This is a genomic window from Pseudomonas fontis (genome assembly GCF_028656955.1).
Classification (GTDB): Bacteria; Pseudomonadota; Gammaproteobacteria; order Pseudomonadales; family Pseudomonadaceae; genus Aquipseudomonas; species Aquipseudomonas fontis.
The window spans coordinates 70,370-91,070 of sequence record NZ_JAMDGY010000013.1 but is presented as its reverse complement, the minus strand read 5'-3'; the positions used below and the strand labels follow the sequence as shown (position 1 = coordinate 91,070).

At 62.6% G+C, this 20,701-nt stretch carries 14 protein-coding genes; 8 read left to right on the top strand and 6 right to left on the bottom strand.

Features of this window, described 5'->3' with window-relative positions:
• Nucleotides 1-15: 15 nt before the first annotated feature.
• A complete protein-coding gene (mdeB, locus tag M5G11_RS04810) occupies nucleotides 16-2,685 on the bottom strand; it encodes an alpha-ketoglutarate dehydrogenase (protein ID WP_273909434.1) in 2,670 nt (889 codons plus the stop codon).
• A gap of 25 nt (nucleotides 2,686-2,710) precedes the next feature.
• Nucleotides 2,711-3,907, bottom strand: a complete 1,197-nt coding sequence (locus tag M5G11_RS04805; protein WP_273909433.1) for a methionine gamma-lyase — start codon at nucleotides 3,905-3,907, stop codon at nucleotides 2,711-2,713.
• 127 nt (nucleotides 3,908-4,034) lie between these two features.
• Between M5G11_RS04805 and M5G11_RS04800 the strand changes: the two genes are divergently transcribed.
• Nucleotides 4,035-4,514 carry an Lrp/AsnC family transcriptional regulator gene (locus tag M5G11_RS04800; protein ID WP_273909432.1) on the top strand — a complete coding sequence of 160 codons (480 nt, stop codon included), beginning with the start codon at nucleotides 4,035-4,037 and terminating at the stop codon, nucleotides 4,512-4,514.
• Between the two features lie 171 nt (nucleotides 4,515-4,685).
• Here the strand turns inward: M5G11_RS04800 and M5G11_RS04795 are convergent, their stop codons facing one another.
• The 3 genes from M5G11_RS04795 to M5G11_RS04785 all read right to left on the bottom strand — a co-directional run bounded on the left by M5G11_RS04795 (nucleotide 4,686) and on the right by M5G11_RS04785 (nucleotide 8,725).
• A complete protein-coding gene (locus M5G11_RS04795) occupies nucleotides 4,686-7,133 on the bottom strand; it encodes a TonB-dependent siderophore receptor (RefSeq protein WP_420793785.1) in 2,448 nt (815 codons plus the stop codon).
• A gap of 108 nt (nucleotides 7,134-7,241) precedes the next feature.
• Nucleotides 7,242-8,219, bottom strand: a complete 978-nt coding sequence (locus tag M5G11_RS04790) for a FecR family protein (RefSeq protein ID WP_273909430.1) — start codon at nucleotides 8,217-8,219, stop codon at nucleotides 7,242-7,244.
• A 17-nt stretch (nucleotides 8,220-8,236) separates the two neighbouring features.
• Nucleotides 8,237-8,725, bottom strand: a complete 489-nt coding sequence (locus M5G11_RS04785; RefSeq protein ID WP_273909429.1) for a sigma-70 family RNA polymerase sigma factor — start codon at nucleotides 8,723-8,725, stop codon at nucleotides 8,237-8,239.
• 649 nt (nucleotides 8,726-9,374) lie between these two features.
• Here M5G11_RS04785 and M5G11_RS04780 point away from each other — a divergent pair.
• Nucleotides 9,375-10,538, top strand: coding sequence for a type III PLP-dependent enzyme (locus tag M5G11_RS04780; RefSeq protein ID WP_273909428.1), 1,164 nt, complete (start codon nucleotides 9,375-9,377; stop codon nucleotides 10,536-10,538).
• Between the two features lie 170 nt (nucleotides 10,539-10,708).
• Here the strand turns inward: M5G11_RS04780 and M5G11_RS04775 are convergent, their stop codons facing one another.
• A complete protein-coding gene (locus tag M5G11_RS04775) occupies nucleotides 10,709-11,236 on the bottom strand; it encodes a hypothetical protein (RefSeq protein WP_273909427.1) in 528 nt (175 codons plus the stop codon).
• Between the two features lie 797 nt (nucleotides 11,237-12,033).
• On the opposite strand from M5G11_RS04775, the gene M5G11_RS04770 reads away from it, so the two are divergent.
• The 6 genes from M5G11_RS04770 to algG all read left to right on the top strand — a co-directional run bounded on the left by M5G11_RS04770 (nucleotide 12,034) and on the right by algG (nucleotide 20,697).
• The gene (locus M5G11_RS04770; RefSeq protein ID WP_273909426.1) at nucleotides 12,034-13,350 is read left to right on the top strand and encodes a nucleotide sugar dehydrogenase; all 1,317 of its coding nucleotides are present in this window, start codon (nucleotides 12,034-12,036) and stop codon (nucleotides 13,348-13,350) included.
• Nucleotides 13,351-13,421: 71 nt separating this feature from the next.
• On the top strand, nucleotides 13,422-14,903 hold the full coding sequence (alg8, locus tag M5G11_RS04765; protein ID WP_273909425.1) for a mannuronan synthase: 1,482 nt from the start codon (nucleotides 13,422-13,424) through the stop codon (nucleotides 14,901-14,903).
• A gap of 37 nt (nucleotides 14,904-14,940) precedes the next feature.
• Nucleotides 14,941-16,107, top strand: a complete 1,167-nt coding sequence (locus tag M5G11_RS04760; RefSeq protein ID WP_273909424.1) for an alginate biosynthesis protein Alg44 — start codon at nucleotides 14,941-14,943, stop codon at nucleotides 16,105-16,107.
• Between the two features lie 145 nt (nucleotides 16,108-16,252).
• Nucleotides 16,253-17,647 (top strand): alginate biosynthesis TPR repeat lipoprotein AlgK, encoded by a 1,395-nt coding sequence (gene algK, locus M5G11_RS04755; protein WP_273909496.1) that lies wholly within the window; start codon nucleotides 16,253-16,255, stop codon nucleotides 17,645-17,647.
• The gene (locus M5G11_RS04750) at nucleotides 17,644-19,125 is read left to right on the top strand and encodes an alginate export family protein (RefSeq protein ID WP_273909423.1); all 1,482 of its coding nucleotides are present in this window, start codon (nucleotides 17,644-17,646) and stop codon (nucleotides 19,123-19,125) included. Before algK ends, M5G11_RS04750 begins: the two co-directional genes overlap by 4 nt.
• 18 nt (nucleotides 19,126-19,143) lie before the next feature.
• Nucleotides 19,144-20,697 (top strand): mannuronan 5-epimerase AlgG, encoded by a 1,554-nt coding sequence (gene algG, locus M5G11_RS04745; RefSeq protein ID WP_273909422.1) that lies wholly within the window; start codon nucleotides 19,144-19,146, stop codon nucleotides 20,695-20,697.
• Nucleotides 20,698-20,701: the final 4 nt, after the last annotated feature.

The following is a 20,701-nucleotide window of genomic DNA, read 5'->3' as shown; positions in this document are numbered from 1 at the left end:
GTGGAGTCGCTGCTCTCAGCTATACCAAGGCGCCTGCCCCGCCGCTGCCGGATAGCGCTCCAGCGCCTCAGCCAGTACAGCCTTGTCCAACTCCCCGTTCATCACCAGGCTGTGCACACTCGCCAGCACCACGCTGAACCGGTCCACTTCAAAGAAGCGCCGCAACTGTTGCCGCGTGTCGCTGCGCCCGAAGCCATCCGTCCCCAGCGTCACATACGGCGCCGGTACATACTCGGCAATCAATTGCGGCCAGGCCCGGACATAGTCCGTCGCCGCAATCACCGGCGCACGCCCGGCCAGGCAGCGCTGCACATGGCTCAGCTGATCAGCCCCCAAACGCGAGGCCCGCTGCACATCCCGCGCTTCGCGCGCCAGCTCGCTGAAACTGGTCACGCTGAACACTTCGCTGTCAATGCCCCAGTCCTGCGCCAACAGCTCGGCCGCCGCCATCACCTCACGCAGGATCGCCCCGGAACCGAGCAAACGCACCTGCCCGACACGCGGCTCGCCAAGGCGATACATGCCACGCAACACATCCGCGTGCAGCGCTTGCGGCAACGAGGGGTGTGGATAACTTTCGTTCATCACCGCCACATAGTGGAACTCATCCACTTGCTCGACCAGCATGCGCCGCGAGGCATGCTCAAGGATCACCGCCAGCTCACCGGCAAAGCACGGCTCCCACGCCCGGCAGTTGGGCACCATCGAGGCCATCACCAGGCTCGAACCGTCCTGATGCTGCAGCCCTTCCCCACCCAGCGTCGTGCGGCCCGCCGTGGCACCGAGCAACAGACCTCGGGCACGCTGGTCCGCCGCTGCCCAGATCAGGTCACCGACCCGCTGGAAACCAAACATCGAGTAATAGATGTACACCGGCAACATCGGCTCGCCATGTACCGCATAGGAAGTAGCCGCCGCCACCCAGGACGAAATCGCCCCGGCCTCGGTGATGCCCTCCTCCAGCAACTGGCCGTCACGCGCCTCCTTGTAGGAGAGCAGCGAACTGGCATCTTCCGGCTCGTAACGCTGGCCGTGCGGCGAGTAGATGCCGATCTGCCGGAACAAACTGGCCATGCCGAAGGTACGCGCCTCATCGGCCACGATCGGCACCACCCGCGCGCCCAATTGCGGCGCCTTCAGCCAGGCAGCCAACATGCGTACCGCCGCCATGGTCGTGGACATCTCCTTGCCCTCGGCCTGCACCGCAAAGCCGCCCATGGTCTGCAGCGAAGGCACGGGAATGGTTGGCGCCTGCGCTCGACGAATCGGCAGCGTGCCGCCCAGTGCTGCCCGACGCTCGCGCAGGTAGCGCATCTCGCGGCTGTCCTCGGCCGGGCGATAGAATTCCAGTGCCTCGACCTGGGCATCGCTCAACGGCAGGTGGAAGCGATCACGGAACGCCAGCAAAGCCTGCACGTCGAGCTTCTTGGCCTGGTGGGCAGTCATGCGCGACTCGCCGGCGGCGCTCATGCCAAAACCTTTCTTGGTCTTGGCCAGGATCACTGTCGGGCGCCCCTTGCACGCGCGGGCAGCGGCAAACGCGGCATACAGCTTGCGAAAATCGTGGCCACCGCGCTTGAGCGCATTGATCTCGGCCGAACTCATGTGCTCGACCAGCTTCTGCAAGGCCGGCTGCTGATTGAAGAAGTGTTCAAGGTTGTAGGCGCCATCGTTGGCACCCAAGGTCTGGAACTGCCCGTCCGGCGTCGCCGCCAGCTGACGCAGCAGGACATGCTCGGTATCGCGGGCAAACAACGCATCCCACTCGGAACCCCACAGCACCTTGATCACGTTCCAGCCGGCGCCGCTGAACAGCGCTTCCAGCTCCTGAATGATCTGCCCGTTGCCGCGCACCGGGCCATCCAGGCGTTGCAGGTTGCAGTTGACGATGAAGGTCAGGTTGTCCAATTGCTCGCGGGCCGCCAGGGTCAGGCCGGCGATGGATTCCGGCTCATCCATTTCACCGTCGCCAAACACGCCCCAGACATGCCGCTGCGCCGTTTCAGCAAGCCCACGGTGTTGCAGGTAACGCATGAAGCGCGCCTGATAAACCGCGTTCAACGGGCCGATCCCCATCGATCCGGTGGGGAACTGCCAGAACTCGGGCATCAGCCAGGGGTGTGGATAAGAGCACAAGCCGCCGCCATCGACCTCCTGTCGATAGCTGGCCAGTTGCGCCTCGCTCAGGCGCCCTTCAAGAAAGGCGCGGGCATAAATGCCCGGCGCCGAATGCGGCTGGAAGAACACCAGGTCGGCATCGCGCCGCGCGCCGCCGCTGTCACCGCGGAAGAAATGCTGAAAACCGACTTCGAAGATTTCCGCCGCCGAGGCATAACTGGCGATATGACCGCCCAGGTCGCCATAAGCATGATTCGCCCGCACCACCATCGCCAGGGCGTTCCAGCGCAACAGGCTGGTAATGCGCTCTTCAAGCTCCAGGTCTCCTGGATAGGCGCCCTGTTGCTCCACCGACAGCGTGTTGCGGTAGGCCGAGTAGGCCGGCGTTCCACGCTCGATGCCCAGCTCCCGGGCATGCGCTTCCAGTTGCTCCAGCAAAAACCGCGCACGTTCCGCGCCGCAGTGCTGCAAGGTCGAGTCCAGCGCGTCCAGCCACTCGGCGGTTTCGCCAGGGTCGCTGTCGCCGGGCACGCCGTCTTCGGGCACCCGATTCATCATTGCCACCATCGCCCAACTCCCATCCCTGTCGGTTTCAGACGCTCGCCTTGAGCGCCTGCTGCACATCGGCGATCAGGTCGGCGATGTCTTCCAGGCCCACCGACAACCGCACCAGCCCCTCGGAGATGCCGTAATGGGCACGCTCTTCTGGGGTATAGCTGGAATGGGTCATGCTCGCCGGATGTTGGGCCAGGGATTCGGCATCGCCCAGACTGACGGCGCGGCTGAACAGTTGCAGGGCATTCATGAAGCGGCGCCCGGCGACGATGCCACCCTTGAGCTCGAAGGCGATCATCCCGCCCGGCTGGCTCATCTGCCGTTGTGCCAGCTGGTACTGCGGGAAGTGCGGCAAGCCGGGGAAGTGCAGCAGTTCGACTTCCGCCTGTTTGTCGAGGAATTCGGCCAACTGCTGGGCGTTGCTGCAATGGCGGTCCATGCGCAGGTTGAGGGTCTTCATGCCGCGCATCAGCAGATTGGCGTCATGCGGCGACATCACCGCCCCGGTCATGTCCTTGAGGCCTTCCAGGCGGATACGGTCAACCAGCGCCTTCGCGCCCACCACCAGCCCGGCGGTGATATCGCCATGGCCGCTGAGGTACTTGGTCGCCGAATGCACCACCAGGTCCGCGCCCAGCTCCAGCGGACGTTGCAGGTAGGGCGTGCAATAGGTGTTGTCGACCACCAGCAGGGCGTCGTGCTGATGGGCAATTTTCGCCACGCCGGCAATGTCGGCCAGGTGCATGTTGGGGTTGGCTGGTGACTCGAAGTAGATCATCCGCGTGGCCGGCGTGATCGCTGCTTCGACGGCCTTCAAGTCGGCCATGTCGACATGCTTGAGCTTCACCCCGAACTCGCCGATGCCATGGTGCAGGAAGGCGAAGGTGCAGCCATACAGGGTCTTGCCCAGCAGCACTTCATCGCCGGGGCGTAGCAGCGTCCAGAACGTGGACGTGATCGCCCCCATCCCCGAGGCCAATGCCAACGCGGCTTCGCCGTTTTCCAGCGAAGCGATGCGCGCTTCGAGCAGGTTCAGGGTGGGGTTGGAGATCCGGCTGTAGAAGTGCCCGGCCTGCTCGCCGGCGAAACACGCGGCGCCATATTCGACCGTGGGAAACGCGAAGGTGGCCGTCTGGTAAACCGGTGGCACCAGGGCGCCGCCGTGGTCCAGGGGATCGTAGCCATGGTGGATGGCACGGGTTGCAAATCCTGTTTGCTGGGTAGAGCCGCTCATGACAACAGCCTCTTGTGGTTTGTTATAAGCTTATGCCTTTACAGGGCCGATATTTTTCCAAATATGCCTACTGCACCCTGTGGTTATTGACATAAAAACAACAAAACCAGGCTATAGAGGGCAAGACATGCCTAGCGCCATCGACCGTACCGACCGCGCCCTGCTCGCGGCCTTGCAGGACAATGCCCGGCTGACCGTTTCCGAGCTGGCAGACAGCGTCGCGCTGACCACCTCACCGTGTTGGCGGCGGGTCAAGTTGCTGGAGGAGTCGGGCTATATCACCGGCTATCAGGCGATCCTTTCACCCAAGGCGCTGGGCTTTGGGGTCACGGCGTTCGTCAGCATCATGATGGACTCGCACACCAAGGACATGGCCCTGGCGTTCGAGCAGCGGCTGATGGAGATCCCGGAGATCGTCGCCTGCCACAACATCTCGGGGCGCTATGATTTCTTGCTGGAGGTGCTCGCGCGCGACCTTGAGTCGTTTGGTGAATTTGCCCGCGAGGTGTTGCAGCGCTTGCCGGGGGTGAAGGAGATCTACTCGAGTTTCTCGTTCAAGTCGGTGAAACAGACGCGGGTGATTCCGGTGTCGGAGAAGCACATCTAAAAGCATCGCGGGACAAGCCCGCTCCCACAAGGCGAGGCATGCACTGCTTCAGATCGCTGGCAACGTAGCCGCTGCCGTGAGGCTGCGCTCGCCTGCATCGCAGGCGCCGCCTTTGGGAGCCCTCGCGGGCTCCAGCGCAGCCTGTCGGCAGCGGCTACAAGAGTGCTCACCTCAGAACCCTACACTGGCCTGCACATACACCGTGCGCGGCTCACCCAGGTAAATCCCCGAGTTGTTGTCGCTGGAACGGGTGTAGTACTGCTTGTCGAAGATGTTCTTTACCCCGACGCCGACCTTCAGGTTCGACAGCTCCTTGCCGAAGTCATAGCCACCGCGTGCACTCCAGGTCACGTAGCCCGGAATATCGCCATACTGCCCATCAGCGCTCGGCGTGGTGATGTAGTTGCCGGTGAAGCTGCCATCGGCGTTCATCCCGGTACCCGGCGCACGCTGCTTGGATTGGGCAAAGGCATCCAGGTTCCAGGTCCAGCGGTCCACCTCGTAACGCAGCCCGGCATTGACCACCTGGCGCGAATAGAACGGCAGGTCACGCCCCTTGAAGCCCGGGATCTCACCTTCATAGGTGGCACGGGTATAAGTGAAGCCCGCATTCGCACTCAAGCCCTGCAACAACGGGTTAAACGCCCCCAGGTCGTAGTGCGCCGAAGCCTCGATGCCCTGGTGCTTGGTCGCGCCCAGGTTGGTCCAGCCGACATCGTTGCTGATGTATTGCAACTCGTCATCGAAGTCGATGTAGAACGCCGTCAGCTCACCACCCCAAGTGCCATCGCTATAGCGCGTACCAATCTCGTAGGTCTTGGCTTTCTCTGGCTCCAGGCCATTGGCCGTCGAGTCGCCATTGCCGCCCTGCCCCAGCTGGAAGTACTGCAGGCTGCCAAACGAAGTCTCGTAGTTGGCGAACAGCTTCCAGGCATCGGACAGGTGATACATCACGCTCAGTGCCGGCAGCGGTTCGTTGCTGGAGATGCTGCGGTTCTTCTCCGGCACCGGCACATAGTTGACGCCCGGCACCGGGCGATCACGCCAGTCGGTATTGATGTGCTCGAAACGGATGCCCGGGGTGATGGTCCAGTTGCCGACATCGATCTTGTCATCGATGTAGTAGGCGCTGGCTTCGGTGCCACCGGTACGGTCCTGATACACGTGGCCGTCAGACGTCGGGGTCACAGTCGGCACGTTGTTGACCAGCGCCAGGCGCGAGGTCTGCTCGTGCATCGCTTCCTTCAGGTAGCGATAGCCGACGCTGACTTCCTGGGTCACCGGGCCGGCAAAGAACAGCCGCGACACCCGTGGCTCGATGGCAAAGGTGTGGTAGTTGCGCGGGTAGAACGACAGGGTCTTTTGATCCCGCGCGGCAATGCTGCTGCCACGGAAACTGTCGGTGTAGTAGGTCAGCACTTCGAACTGGGTGACGTCGTCGATCTGGCGCAGGTACTTGAGCGACACGTCCTTGCGACGCCCGGAAAAGCTGTCGTAGTCGCGATCGGACTGGTACGGGTCCTTGTCGAACTGCGCCTGGGTCAGGCCGCCCGGCATGTCCGCCTTGCCATCGTAGTAATGGAAGTTCAGCGACAGCTCGTCCTGCTCGGTCAGGGCCCAGTGGGTCTTGAGCAGTACGTCGTCGATATCGTTGCCGTTGTTGCTGCTGCGATAGCCGTTGCCGTTGACCCCGGAGTAGATCAGCGCCGCGCCCAGGCCGTTGTCGGCGGTGCCACCGAGAAAGGCCGACTCGATATGCTTCCAGCCACCGTGGCGCGAAGTCTGCATGGTGGTCGACAACTCGCCGGTGGCCTTCTCGGGGATCGCCCGGGTGACGAAGTTGATCACCCCGCCGACGTTCTGTGGCCCGTAGCGTACCGAACCTGCGCCACGCACCACGTCGATGCTGTCGAGGTTGCCGGAGGAGATCGGTGCCATCGACAGTTGCGGCTGGCCGTACGGGGCAAACGCGGCCGGAATGCCGTCGATCAGCACGGTGGAGCGTGGCGACAGGCGCGAAGTAAGCCCGCGTACCCCGACGTTCAGCGACAGGTCACTGCCACCGGTGCCGTTGGAGTCCTGCACCTGCACCCCTGGGATGCCCTTGAGCACATCACGCACGTTCATCGCGCCCTGCTCGACCATGGCCTCGCGACGCACCACGGTGCGCGCGCCGGCATGGTTCTGCACCACGCGCTCTTGCGCATCGCCAAGCCAGTCGCCAACCATGCTGATGTCGGTCGGCGCCAGCTCCAGGGTACCGCTGGCCTGCGCGCCTGGCGCTTGCGCCGCGTGCAGCACCACGGTGCCCTGGGAGATTTCATAGGTCAGCCCGCTGCCTTGCAGCAGGGCTTGCAGCGCCTGCTCCGGCGCCAGGTTGCCAGACACCGCAGGCGCCTGCTTGCCCGCCACCAGCTCAGGGCTGAAGAACAACTGCAGCGACGTCTGCTGGCCCAGTTGGCTCAGCGCCGAGGCCAGCGATTGCGCCTGGATGTGGATGGCCGCTGGGGCCTGGTCGGCATAGCTATTGGCGATGCCACTGCTGACCGCCAGGGCCAGCGCCAATGGCAGCCAGCGGGAACGGCTGGAAGAACGCGGGGAGCACTTGTTGTTGTTCACGTCGTCGAGATGTCCTGAATGTCCGGAAAGCGTCAGCTGCATGCAAATGGAAATGCTTGGCAGTTGCAGTTGGCGAGGAAGACGAACAACTCGAAAAAAACCTGAATTTTATTTTGAAATAATTTCGCTGGAGCCGTCGGCGTGCTGCTGGATGGCCACCGGCAGGATGCTCGGCAGGGCGCGCAGCAAGGCGTCGGTGTCATCGCTGCTGAAGCTGCTGCTCAGGCGCAGCGCCGCGATCTTGCCCGGGGCGACGCGCAGCGGATGTTCGCGATAGCGCGAGACTTCCTGCACCACGTCGCTCAGCGCCACGTCGTTGAACACCAGCTTGCCCTGGCGCCACGCCGTCACTGCGGCGGGGTCCACGGCATAGGGCTGGGTCACCCGGCCCTGGGCATCGATATGCGCGCCCAGCCCCGGACTGAGCAGCGCGAGTGAATCACCCTGGCCCTGAACCCGCACCGAACCTTGCTCGACCGCCACGCGGGTCTGTTCGGCATCGCGGCGCACGTCGAAGCGTGTGCCGGTCACCGTTACGCTGCCATTGCCGGTATTGACCACGAACGGCCGGCCCGTGTCATGGGCCACGCTGAACATCACTTCGCCCTGCTCCAACAGGATATCCCGCTGCCCGGCGCTGAAGCGCACCTGCAAACGGGTGCGCCCGTTGATCTCAAGCTGCGAACCATCAGGCAGGCTCAATTGCCGGCGCTCGCCGAGGCCGGTTTGCAGCTGGTCCTGATAATTGAGCTGATGCTGCTGCCAACCGAACCAGCCCAGGCCAACCGCCGCCGCGACCACCCCGGCGGCCAGTGCCTGATGGAGCAAACGCCGCCGCCCAGGCAATACGCGCACCGGGTCGGGCGCGCACAACGCCTCAAGGCGTTCGGGTTGCAACAGGTCCGCCGCACCCCACAGGCAACGCAGCAGGTCATATTCGTGTTGGTGCTGCGGATGCTCTGCGCGCCAGGCATCGAACTGCGCCAGCGCCTCACCGGCCAGCGGCGCATCGCGGCCACGGGCAAACCATTCGGCTGCCTGGTCGCGGACTGCGTCATTGCCGCAGGGGCAAATTGCCTGATTCATGAAAACATTCGCCTGACTCATCTCGTTGACACATCCAGGTGCTCACGCAGATGCCGGAGCGTGCGGATCATATACTTTTCGACCATGTTCTTGGTCAAACCCAGCCGTTCGGCAATTTCCGCCTGGGTCAGCCCTTCGAGTTTCTGCCAGACAAACACCTGGCGGCAGTTGAGCGGCAACTGCGCCAGGGCCTTCTCGACGCTGTCGGCCAGTTGCAGGGCGTGCATGTACACCTCCGGGTCCTCGCTGGCGGCGGGGGCGAAGTCGGCGACATCCTGCTCCATGGCCTGGCGCCGGTCTTCGCGGCGATAACCGTCGACCGCAATGTTGCGCGCGGTCTGGTGCAGGTAGGCACGCGGCTGGGTGATCGCGCCTTGATCGTTTTCCAGCACCCGCACAAATGCGTCATGTGCCAGATCCTCGGCCTGCTGACGACTGCGCAATTTGCGCGTCCAGGTGCCGATCAGCTCGTTGTAGTGGTCGAGGAAGCCTTTGTGTCGTGACACGGTGCGGGGTCATCGGTAGGCAATGAAGAAGGGTTCGAATAGTAATGTTTCTTATTAAGGCGAGCAATCGGAGATCGCACCTGCCGACGAAACGAATGTTAAGGAAAAAAAATTGCCCGCCGAACGAAAAAAAACCGCGCGCCATGGCGGAAAAAAATATGAACGGCACAGCGTCGCCGCCTAGGGATCTCGTGGGACGCAATCGAGGCCTTTTGGCGGTGTTTCGTCGCCAACGTCGCCGATAATTCCCCACACGGGCCACCCCTGCCGTTGAGCGGAAGATCCCCGCGTATATCGGTATTTTTAACGCTTTTGTCATCAAATTGAACGCCTACTGTTTACCTGGGTCGGCTGCAGTGTGGCTGGCCGATTCAGGGCGACAGACGTGTGCGAAAACGCGACATTTTTTGTTGATCTTGAACCCTTCAGGTCCTAAAGTTCGCGCCGAACGTCCATGCTGGAAACGATCCATCCGGCTCAAGTACTGACGACGAGACAGCAAGGTCACCCGCCGCTTTGTGTATCAGGCACGGTTGACCTTTTTGCTTTCGGCGACATGCCTTGGGAAGTAGGCGAACCAAAGTGGGGATACGGAGGACGTTCAGTTGCAGCCACTTATTTTTTCAGTTTGCCCATGGAGTCCCCAAGCATGTCGATTCAAGTCGAAGACTACTTCGCGCGCGATACCTTTCAGAAAATGAAGGCGTTCGCCGACAAGCAAGAAACCCCGTTCGTGGTCATCGATACCCAGATGATCAGCCAGGCCTACGACGACCTGCGCGCCGGTTTCGAATTCGCCAAGGTCTACTACGCGGTCAAGGCCAACCCGGCGGTCGAGATCATCGACCTGCTCAAGGAAAAAGGCTCGAGCTTCGACATCGCTTCGATCTACGAGCTGGACAAGGTCATGGACCGTGGCGTCAGCCCTGATCGCATCAGCTACGGCAACACCATCAAGAAGTCCAAGGACATCCGCTATTTCTTCGAGAAGGGCGTGCGCCTGTTTGCCACCGACTCCGAAGCCGACCTGCGCAACATCGCCAAGGCCGCACCGGGTTCGAAAGTCTACGTGCGCATCCTCACCGAAGGCTCCACCACCGCTGACTGGCCGCTGTCGCGCAAATTCGGCTGCCAGACCGACATGGCCATGGACCTGCTGATCCTGGCCCGTGACCTGGGCCTGGTGCCTTATGGCATTTCCTTCCACGTCGGTTCGCAGCAACGTGACATCAGCGTGTGGGACGCCGCCATCGCCAAGGTGAAGGTGATCTTCGAGCGTCTTAAAGAAGAAGACGGCATCGAGCTCAAGCTGATCAACATGGGTGGCGGCTTCCCGGCCAACTACATCACCCGGACCAACAGCCTGGAAACCTACGCCGAAGAGATCATCCGCTTCCTCAAGGAAGATTTTGGCGACGACCTGCCGGAAATCATCCTGGAGCCGGGCCGTTCGCTGATTGCCAACGCCGGCATCCTGGTCAGCGAAGTGGTGCTGGTGGCGCGCAAATCGCGCACCGCGGTCGAGCGCTGGGTGTACACCGACGTGGGCAAGTTCTCCGGCCTGATCGAAACCATGGACGAGTCGATCAAGTTCCCGATCTGGACCGAGAAGAAAGGCGAGATGGAAGAAGTGGTCATCGCCGGCCCTACCTGTGACAGCGCCGACATCATGTACGAGCATTACAAGTACGGCCTGCCGCTGAACCTGGCCATCGGTGACCGCCTGTACTGGCTGTCGACCGGCGCCTACACCACCAGCTACAGCGCGGTGGAATTCAACGGCTTCCCGCCGCTGAAGGCGTTCTACGTGTAAGCACGTACGCTGATTGAAAAAGGGCAGGCCTTGGGGTCTGCCCTTTTTTATTGGAGCTGTAGCCGCTGCCGACAGGCTGCGCTCGCCTGCAACGCAGGCGTCGCCCTCGCCTCCCCTCCGGGAGCCCTGACGGGCTCCAGCGCAGCCTGACGGCAGCGGCTACCGCAATATCAAGGGTAGCGATGCGTCACCCTGGCAGCCAAGCGCAACCCGCTCCCTTGCTGCGTGTTCAGCAGTGTTTCCTTGCCGTTGGGGGCGAAGGCACTGCGTGCTTCACGCAGGGCCCTGACCGTGTCACCTTCCACGGAGGTCAGTTTGACCGCATGCCAGTCATCCCCCAGCGGCTCGGCAAACGCCAGCCTCCAGCGCTGATAGGACGTCGAGTTCTGATACAAGCCAAGGTAGCCATTGCGACTGATCTCCAGCCGCCCCTCATGCTCCTCTACCTGGGTATTGCCGCCCAGCTTGCCGAACACCGCGTAATGCGCATGCCCGTCGCGCTCGTGCACGAAATCGAAGTGGAACCGGCAGGTCTTCGAGCCAACCCCATCGGTGCGCAGCACCAGCCAGCCGTCCTGGGCGACACCATCCCGGTACACCCCACTGGTAATACCCACATACCCCTCATCAGCATTCTGGGCCAGGCCGCGCAGCTCAACGATAAATGAATGACCTTGTGGCACGGGTGTAGTTGTCATGGTGGACCTCCTGTCCGATAACGACGAATAAATGTGTCGACTCACCCTAACCAGCCCACCCCTCTCAGCAAATACGGAAGCACTGCCGACCGGGAAACGCCATTAATACGGCGTCAATAATTAGACATGCTTCTTTACAGTCAACGCGTCAAATGACCGTTCGTACTTTTTTGACGAAATATTCTGAAATTTTTTCCGATGCTGGCATAAAACCATCCCACCTCAAGTTCGCCCTTTATATACAGGGGTGCAGCACGACAGTGCTATCAAAGTGAAAGTACCGAATACTGAAGAAATATTAAGAAATCTTTCACTTGCGCAGAACCGCGACTGGAACTTATCCCTGCGAATCCCGCTCATACCACCGGTAACGATTCTCGAGCGACATGTAAGAGATGAACTACAAAACAAATGGACCTGTTCGGCAAGTTACCCGAACACCTTTGACGGCTGTCATGGCACTGCCATGAACACCTGATAAACCCAGGAGAAAGCGCCCTTAAAATCGTCCTTGTGGTTGATTTCAAAGGATTTAATCCAATTGAAAGAACAAGCACTGCAGTACTGGCACTGTGTACTGCAATAAAGACGGCTAGCATTTTGGGCCCGTCCCTTATTAATGGCCATTGGCTGCCTACTTGAATGCGCTGTTAATTGCATTCAACAACTTACTTATGCCTGCGTCAGCAGCATGAATGTTTGAAGCACGCTGCTGTGCGCCCGAAAACTGCTGGTTAATCAATCCGGTCTGGCTCTTATTGTTTGAGCCGGCATGATAAACACGTGAGGTGAATGCGATGCGTATCAGCATCTTTGGTTTGGGTTATGTGGGTGCGGTCTGTGCAGGCTGCCTGTCTGCCAGGGGCCATGAGGTCATTGGCGTCGACGTTTCCAGCACCAAGATCGACCTGATCAACCAGGGTAAATCCCCCATCGTCGAACCCGGTCTTGAAGACCTGCTGCAACAAGGCATCGCCACTGGCCGCCTGCGTGGCACCACCGACTTCGCCCAGGCCATTCGCGACAGCGACCTGTCGATGATCTGCGTCGGTACCCCGAGCAAGAAGAACGGCGACCTGGGCCTTGAGTACATCGAATCGGTGTGCCGCGAAATCGGCTTCGTCCTGCGTGACAAACCCAGCCGCCACACCATCGTGGTGCGCAGCACCGTGCTGCCGGGCACCGTGAAGAACGTGGTGATCCCGATCCTCGAAGACTGCTCCGGGAAAAAGGCCGGCGTCGATTTCGGCGTGGCGGTCAACCCCGAGTTCCTGCGTGAAAGTACCGCGATCAAGGACTACGACCAACCGCCCATGACCGTCATCGGTGAGCTCGATACGGCCAGCGGCGATGTCCTCCAAGCGCTGTACGAAGAACTCGACGCGCCAATCATCCGCAAGGCCATCGAAGTGGCCGAGATGATCAAGTACACCTGCAACGTCTGGCACGCAGCCAAGGTCACCTTCGCCAACGAGATCGGCAACATCGCCAAGGCCGTCGGCGTCGATGGCCGCGAAGTGATGGACGTGGTCTGCCAGGACAAGACCCTGAACCTGTCGCAGTACTACATGCGCCCAGGCTTCGCCTTCGGCGGCTCGTGCCTGCCCAAGGACGTGCGCGCCCTGACCTACCGCGCCGGCGCCCTGGACGTCAAAGCGCCGCTGCTCAACTCGCTGATGACCAGCAACGAGTCGCAGGTGCAGAACGCCTTCGACATCATCGAAAGCCACGACAAGCGCAAGGTCGCCCTGCTCGGCCTGAGCTTCAAGGCCGGCACCGACGACCTGCGTGAAAGCCCGCTGGTGGAACTGGCCGAGCGCCTGATCGGCAAGGGCTACGAGTTGAACATCTACGACAGCAACGTCGAGTACGCCCGCGTACACGGCGCCAACAAGGACTACATCGAGTCGAAGATCCCCCACGTGTCGTCGCTGCTCAACGCTGACTTCGAGCAGGTGATCAACAACGCCGAGCTGATCGTGCTGGGCAACCGCGACGAGAAGTTCCGCGCGCTCGCCCAGCAGGCCCCGGCCGGCAAGCAAGTGATCGACCTGGTCGGCTTCATGAGCAAGGCCACCTGTGCGCAAAGCCGTACCGAAGGCATCTGCTGGTAAGCCCAGCCCGCGCGGGGCCGCCTGGCCCCGCGCTGCCTCAACGCCCTTTCCATTCGATACGGATACAGAACATGCAAAGGCTCAAGCACGGCCTGCTTCAGGTCGCCGGTTGGCTGTTCTACGTGAGCTTGCTCATGCTGATCGCCCTGGCCTTGCCCAACACCATTTTCGACCCTGACTCGAAGGACTTCATTTTCCTGGTCGGCGCCGTCGGTATCTGGCGCTACTCCATGGGTGCCACGCATTTCGTGCGCGGCATGCTGTTCCTCTACGTGGTCTACCCGCACCTGCGGCGCAAAGTGCGCAAGCTGGGCGACGCGGCCGACCCGTCGCACGTATACCTGATGGTCACCAGCTTTCGCATCGATGCGCTGACCACCGCGCAGGTCTACAGCTCGGTGATTCGCGAAGCCATCGACTGCGGCTACCCGACCACCGTGGTCTGCTCGCTGGTGGAGATGTCCGATGAGCTGCTGGTGAAAAGCCTGTGGGCCAAGTACAACCCGCCCGAGCGCGTCAGCCTGGATTTCGTGCGCATTGCCGGCACCGGCAAGCGCGATGGCCTGGCCTTTGGTTTTCGCGCCATCTCCCGGCACCTGCCGGATGCCAACGCGGTGGTCGCGGTGATCGACGGCGACACCGTGCTCGGCGAAGGCGTGGTGCGCAAGACCGTGCCCTGGTTCAAGCTCTACCCGAATGTCGGTGGCCTGACCACCAACGAATTCTGCGAAGTGCGTGGCGGCTACATCATGAGCGAGTGGCACAAGCTGCGCTTCGCCCAGCGCCACATCAACATGTGCTCGATGGCCCTGTCCAAGCGCGTGCTGACCATGACCGGGCGCATGTCGGTGTTCCGCGCCGCCGTAGTGACCAACCCCGAGTTCATCGCCGACGTCGAGAACGACTCGCTGCAACACTGGCGCCTGGGCCGCTTCAAGTTCCTCACCGGTGACGACAAGTCCAGCTGGTTCAGCCTCATGCGCCTGGGTTACGACACCTTCTATGTGCCGGATGCGGCGATCAACACGATCGAGCATCCGCCGGAAAAAAGCTTCATCAAGGCCAGCCGCAAGCTCATGTACCGCTGGTATGGCAACAACCTGCGGCAGAACTCCCGCGCCCTCGGCCTGGGCATGCGCCGGCTCGGCCTGTTCACCAGCGTGGTGCTGTTCGACCAGCGCGTATCGATGTGGACCAGCCTGCTCGGGCTGACCGTGGCAGTGATCGCCGCGCTCAAGTTCGGCCCGGCGTTCCTCCTGGTGTACCTGCTGTGGATCGGCATCACCCGGCTGATCCTGACGATCATGTTGCTGTGCTCAGGGCACGCCATCGGCCCGGCCTACCCGCTGATTCTCTATTACAACCAGATCGTCGGCGCGGTGATGAAGATCTACGTGTTCTTCCGCCTCGACCGCCAGTCCTGGACCCGCCAGCCGACGGCGCTCAAGCGCGACCTGGCGAGCTTTCAACAATGGTTCAACACCTGGTCTTCCCGGACCATGACCTTCTCGGCGGCCAGCATCTTCATTGCTGTGCTGTTCATGGTCGTGTGAGCCGCAGCCCCTCCGGATCCAACAGGAAAACAACACCATGAATACCGCCGTGAACGTCAATGTCGTGCATGAATCCGAAGCCCAGCGCCAACACGCCCGGGTGCGCATCCCGGCCAAGCTGCGCTACCTGGGAAGCAACCGCGAAACCCTTGAAGTGAAGGTCGACGACCTGTCTGCCGGGGGCCTGAGCTTCCATGCCAAGCAGCCGCTGAAAGTCGGCGAAGTGCTGCGCGGTCGCCTGCAGTTCGTGGTCGACAACCTGGGCCTGTCGATGGATGTCGAGTACCAGGTGCGTTCCTACGATGCCGGCAGCGGCCGCACCGGCGTGCAGTTCCAGAGCCTTGAACCGCGCGACATCGCCACCCTGCGCCACATCATCACCTCGCACCTGTCCGGTGAGCTGATCAGCATGGGCGACGTGCTCGGCACCTTGCAGCGCGACAACTTCACCAAGGCACGCAAGCAGAAAGACAACAGCGGTGGCCTGAGCGCCTTTGGCCGCCTGAAGGCGGTGACCTTCAGCCTTGGCGTGTTCGTGGTCGGGGTGGCGGCGTTCGGTTTCATCGCCAAGTCGGTCTACAACGTCTACTTCGTCAGCCATGCCCAGGCCGGCGTGGTCAGCGTGCCCACCACCACCGTGACCATGCCGCGTGACGGCACCGTGCAGAGCCTGGTCGAGAGCGCTGGCAGCGTGATCAAGGGCGCGCCACTGGCTTCGTTCAGCACCAGCATGCTGGACCTGCTCAAGGGTCATCTGGATGACCAGCAACTGGACCCGAGCAAGGTTGAAGAACTGTTCGGCAAGCAAATGAGCGGCACCCTGACCAGCCCGTGTGACTGCGTGGTGGCCAAGCAACTGGTGGATGACGGCCAGTACGCCGCCAAGGGCGCGCCGATCTTCGAGCTGGTGCCGCGCACCGCGGTGCCGACGGTTGAGGCACGCTTCAGCTATCGCCAGTTCGAGGATGTACGTCCGGGTAGCCGGGTGCATTTCCAGATTGCCGGTGAAGACGAGATTCGCCTGGGGCAGATCGTCAGCAGCGCCAGCCTGAACAGTGCAGACCTGTCTTCGGACATCCGCGTGCAGATCAAGCCGGACGCTGCGTTGCCGGCAGAGCTGGCCGGTCGCCCGGTGGCGGTCGACAGCAACCGTGGCCCGTCGCTGGACTGGCTGATCGATAAAGCCGTTGCGCGCGGGCTTTGAGGGGGATCTGCCGGTGACTACTCCAACATTCATTGATCCTGTGGGAGCCGGCCTTGCCGGCGATGCAAGGCGCAGCCTTGCCAGTGAGGGCCGCTGTGCGCCCCATCGCCGGCAAGGCCGGCTCCCACAGGGGTCGCGTTACGCCATAAAGCTGTGCGGCTTGGCGCTTGCCGTCACCCTCGCCGGCTGTGCCGGGCTGCCCGACCAGCGCCTGGCCAACGAAGCCCTCAAGCGTGGCGATACCGCCCTCGCCGAGCGCACCTACCGCCAGCTCGCCGACCTCGGCTACAGCGAGGCGCAAGTAGGCCTGGCCGATATCCAGGTGGAAACCCGCGACCCGGCCCAGCTCAAACAGGCCGAAGACACCTACCGCGCCGCCGCCCAAATTTCGCCACGCGCCCAGGCCCGCCTCGGCCGCCTGCTCGCCAGCAAACCGAACAGCAGCGAAGCCGAGCGCAAGGAAGCGCAAACCCTGCTCAAGCAAGCCTTCGCCAACGGCGAGGGCAACACCCTGATCCCGCTGGCGATGCTCTACCTGCAATACCCGCAGAGCTTCCCCGAGATCAACGCCCAGCAGCAGGTCGATCAATGGCGCAGCGCTGGCTACCCGGAAGCGGGCCTGGCCCAGGTCCTGCTGTACCGCACCCAGAACAGCTACGACCAGCACCTGGATGACGTCGAAAAAATCTGCAAGGCGGCGCTGGCCAGCACCGACATCTGCTACGTCGAGCTCGCCACCGTCTACCAGAAGCGTGGCCAGGCCGATCAACGCACGGCCCTGATCGACCAGCTCAAGGCCGCCTACCAGCGCGGCGCCGTCCCCGCCACGCGGGTCGACAGCGTCGCCCGCGTACTGGCTGACAGCAGCCTCGGCCAGACCGACGAACAAACCGCCCAGGCCCTGCTGGAACAGGTGGCGCCGAACAACCCCGGCTCCTGGGTCAGCCTTGCGCAGCTGCTCTACGACTTCCCCGAACTGGGCGACACCGACAAGTTGCTGGAGTACATCGACAACGGCCGCAACACCGAGCAACCGCGCGCCGAACTGCTGCTCGGGCGCCTCTACTACGAAGGCAAGGTGGTCCCGGCCGACGCACAGAAAGCCGAAAGCCACCTGCTCGCCGCCGCCAAGGCGGGTGAAATCAGCGCCCACTACTACCTCGGCCAGCTGTACCGCCGTGGCTACCTGGGCACTGTCGAGCCGCAAAAGGCCGTCGACCATCTGCTCAACGCCGCCCGTGGTGGCCAGCTCAGCGCCGACTACGCCCTGGCCCAGCTGTTCAGCGAAGGCCACGGCATCCGCAAGGACCTGGTCAACGCCTGGGTCTTCGGCCAGTTGGCGCAAGCCAACCCCAGCGAGCAATCCAACGCGCTGGTCGCTGAACTCGATGCCCAGCTCAACCCCGCGCAGAAAGCCCAGGCCCAGCGCCTGTTGCAGCAGGAGCGCCAGGCCCGTGGTGCCATTGGCCCCGGCCCCGCTGCCCTGGCCCTGCACGCCGTTCAAGAACCAGCCGACCAAGGCGCAGAGGATTCCCTATGACACTCAACCCCTGGATGAAAGCCGGCGTGGGCCTGGGCTTCGCCCTGCTCTGGTCGTGCCCGACCCTGGCGGCCATGACCGCCGAGAAGAATTTCGGCCTGGAAGTCAAAGTCACCGGCCAATCGGAAGATGACCGCGACCTGGGCACCCGCTCCGGTGGCGACGTCAACGGTATCGGCCTGGACCTGCGCCCCTGGGTGTATGGCGAGCGCGGCAACTGGAGCGCCTACGCCATGGGCCAGGCGGTCACCGCCACCGACATCATCGAAACCGACACCCTGCGCCAGTCCGGCGATGAAGCCGAAGCCGACACCAGCCGGGCCCATGGCCGCGAAGCGGACAAGAGCTACCTGGCCATGCGCGAATTCTGGGTCGGCTACAGCGGCCTGACCGCCTACCCCGGCGAGCAACTGCGCTTCGGCCGCCAGCGCCTGCGCAATGAAGACGGCATGTGGCGCGACAGCAATATCGAAGCGCTGAACTGGACCTTCGACACCACCCTGCTGCGCGCCAACCTGGGCATGGCCGAGCGTTTCAGCGAATACCGCACCGACCTCACCGAACTGGCCCCGGAAGACAAGGACCGCCTGCACGTCTACGGCGACGTCGCCGCGCAGTGGACCCCCGGCCACTGGGTCGGCCTGCGCGCCCATCACACCCATGACGACGGCAACCTGAAAAACCCCGGCGAGAGTGTCGACGCCCTGGACAAGACCCGCACCGGCGACCTCACCTGGCTGGGCATCGAAGCCAACAGCGACGCCTACAACTGGCGCAACCAGAACACCCTCAACTACTGGGGCAGCATGACCTGGCTGAGCGGTGACCGCGACACCCTCGGCACCACCACGGTCAACGGCGAACAAGTGGCCAGTGGCAAACAAAGCGGCGACGTCAATGCCTGGGCCACCGACCTCGGCATCCGCCTGCGCCTGGACCCGAACTGGCAAGTCGGTGCGGCCTATGCCCGTGGCAGCGGTGGCGGCGGCAGCGATGGCTCGGGCAACTACGAGCAGACCGGCCTTGAGAGCAACCGCTCCAACTTCACCGGCACCCGCGCGCGCGTCCACCGCTTCGGCGAAGCCTTCCGTGGCGAGCTGGGCAACCTCCAGGCCGCCACCCTGTTCACCTCCTGGCAACTGCGCGACGACTACGACGCGAGCCTGGTCTACCACAAGTTCTGGCGCGTCGATGGCGACCAGAACATCGGCAGCAGCGGCATCAACGCGGTGGTCGAGGACAACGGCATCAACCGTCCGCTGATCCAGGGCGAGAAAGACCTCGGCCAGGAAATGGACCTGGTCGTCACCAAGTACTTCAAGCAGGGCCTGCTGCCGGCCGCGCTGAGCCAGTCGATCGACGAGCCGTCGGCGATGGTGCGATTCCGGGGCGGCGTGTTCAAGCCGGGTGACGCCTATGGCAAGGAAGCGGACTCGTACATGCACCGCGCCTTCGTTGACGTGATCTGGCGTTTCTAAGGCCTGGAGTGCAATGACATGAGTCCTCAAGCGAACCCGTTCCATGCCCTGCTCGCCGGCGCCCTGCTGCTGAGCAGCAGCATCGCCCTGGCCAGCACGCCGGTGGCCAAGGAACTGCAACAGGCCAAGACCTACACCGTGAGCAGCGCGCCCATCGAGCCGCTGCACCTGGCGCCGCCGACCCTGCCCGACCTCACCGGCTACACCGCCGAGGCCGTGCAGAACAAGATCGACCGCCGCCACAAGGGCAAGGTCTCGGTGCGCCGCATGCTCCAGGAAGATGCGCTCAAGGAGTTCATCGGCGGCGACAACAAGATGGCCGAATGGGTCGCGCGCCAGCATGGCATCCCCCAGGCGATCTTCATCGACGGCGGGCATGTCGACTTCACCGAGCTGGCCCGCCAGGTGCCCAAGCAGTACCTGCGCGAAACCGCCCCGGGCGTGTACCTCGCCCGCCTGCCGATCGTGGTCGGGCACAGCGGCGTGCTGGAGATCGATCGCAAGGTCAAGGAGCTGCGCCTGTCCCAGGAAGGCGGCGCGTTCATGGTCAACGACGGCAAGCTGTTCGTCACCGACACCCAGGTCAATGGCTGGCGCGAGAAAGACAACGGCCCGGCAACCTTCCGTTCGCCCTCGGAGTTCCGTCCGTTCCTGCTGTCGTGGGGCGGCACCGAGACCTACATCGTCAACAGCAAGATGGCCAGCTTCGGCTACGCCAAGTCCAAGTCGTACGGCGTGAGCATCTCGCAGTACACGCCGAACATGGCCAAGACCATGGGCCGCGAGGAACCCACCGGCTGGATCATCGGCTCCGAGTTCAGCGACATGTGGTACGGCTTCTACTGCTACGAGACCAGCGACTTCGTGGTCAAGGACAGCACCTACCGCGACAACATCGTCTACGGCATCGACCCGCACGACCGTTCGCATCGGCTGATCATCGCCGGCAACACCGTCCACGGGACCAAGAAAAAGCACGGGATCATCGTTTCGCGTGAGGTCAACGACAGCTGGATCTTCAACAACAAGAGCTTCGACAACAAGCTCTCCGGCGTGGTGATCGACCGCAACAGCGTCAACAACCTGATCGCCTACAACGAGATCTACCGCAACCACACCGACGGCATCACCTTGTACGAGAGCGGCGACAACCTGATCTGGGGCAACAAGCTGATCAGCAACCGCCGCCACGGCATCCGGGTGCGCAACAGCGTGAACATCCGCCTGTACGAAAACGTCGCCATGGCCAACGGCCTGGTCGGGGTATACGGGCACATCAAGGATTTGTCCGACACCGACCGCGACATCGCCCTCGACCCGTTCGATACCAAGGTCTCGCTGATCGTGGTCGGTGGCGAGCTGGCGGCCAATGGCAGCGGCCCGCTGTCCATCGACTCGCCGCTGAGCGTCGAGCTGTACCGGGTGTCGATGCTGGCGCCGAGCAAGGCCAGCGGCATCAGTTTTTCCGGCGTGCTGGGTGAACGGCAGGACGAGATTCTCGACCTGATGGTGCGCCAGCAGAAAGCGGTGTTGATCGACCCGGTCGAACGCCAGACCGAAATGGCGGATTGAGGAA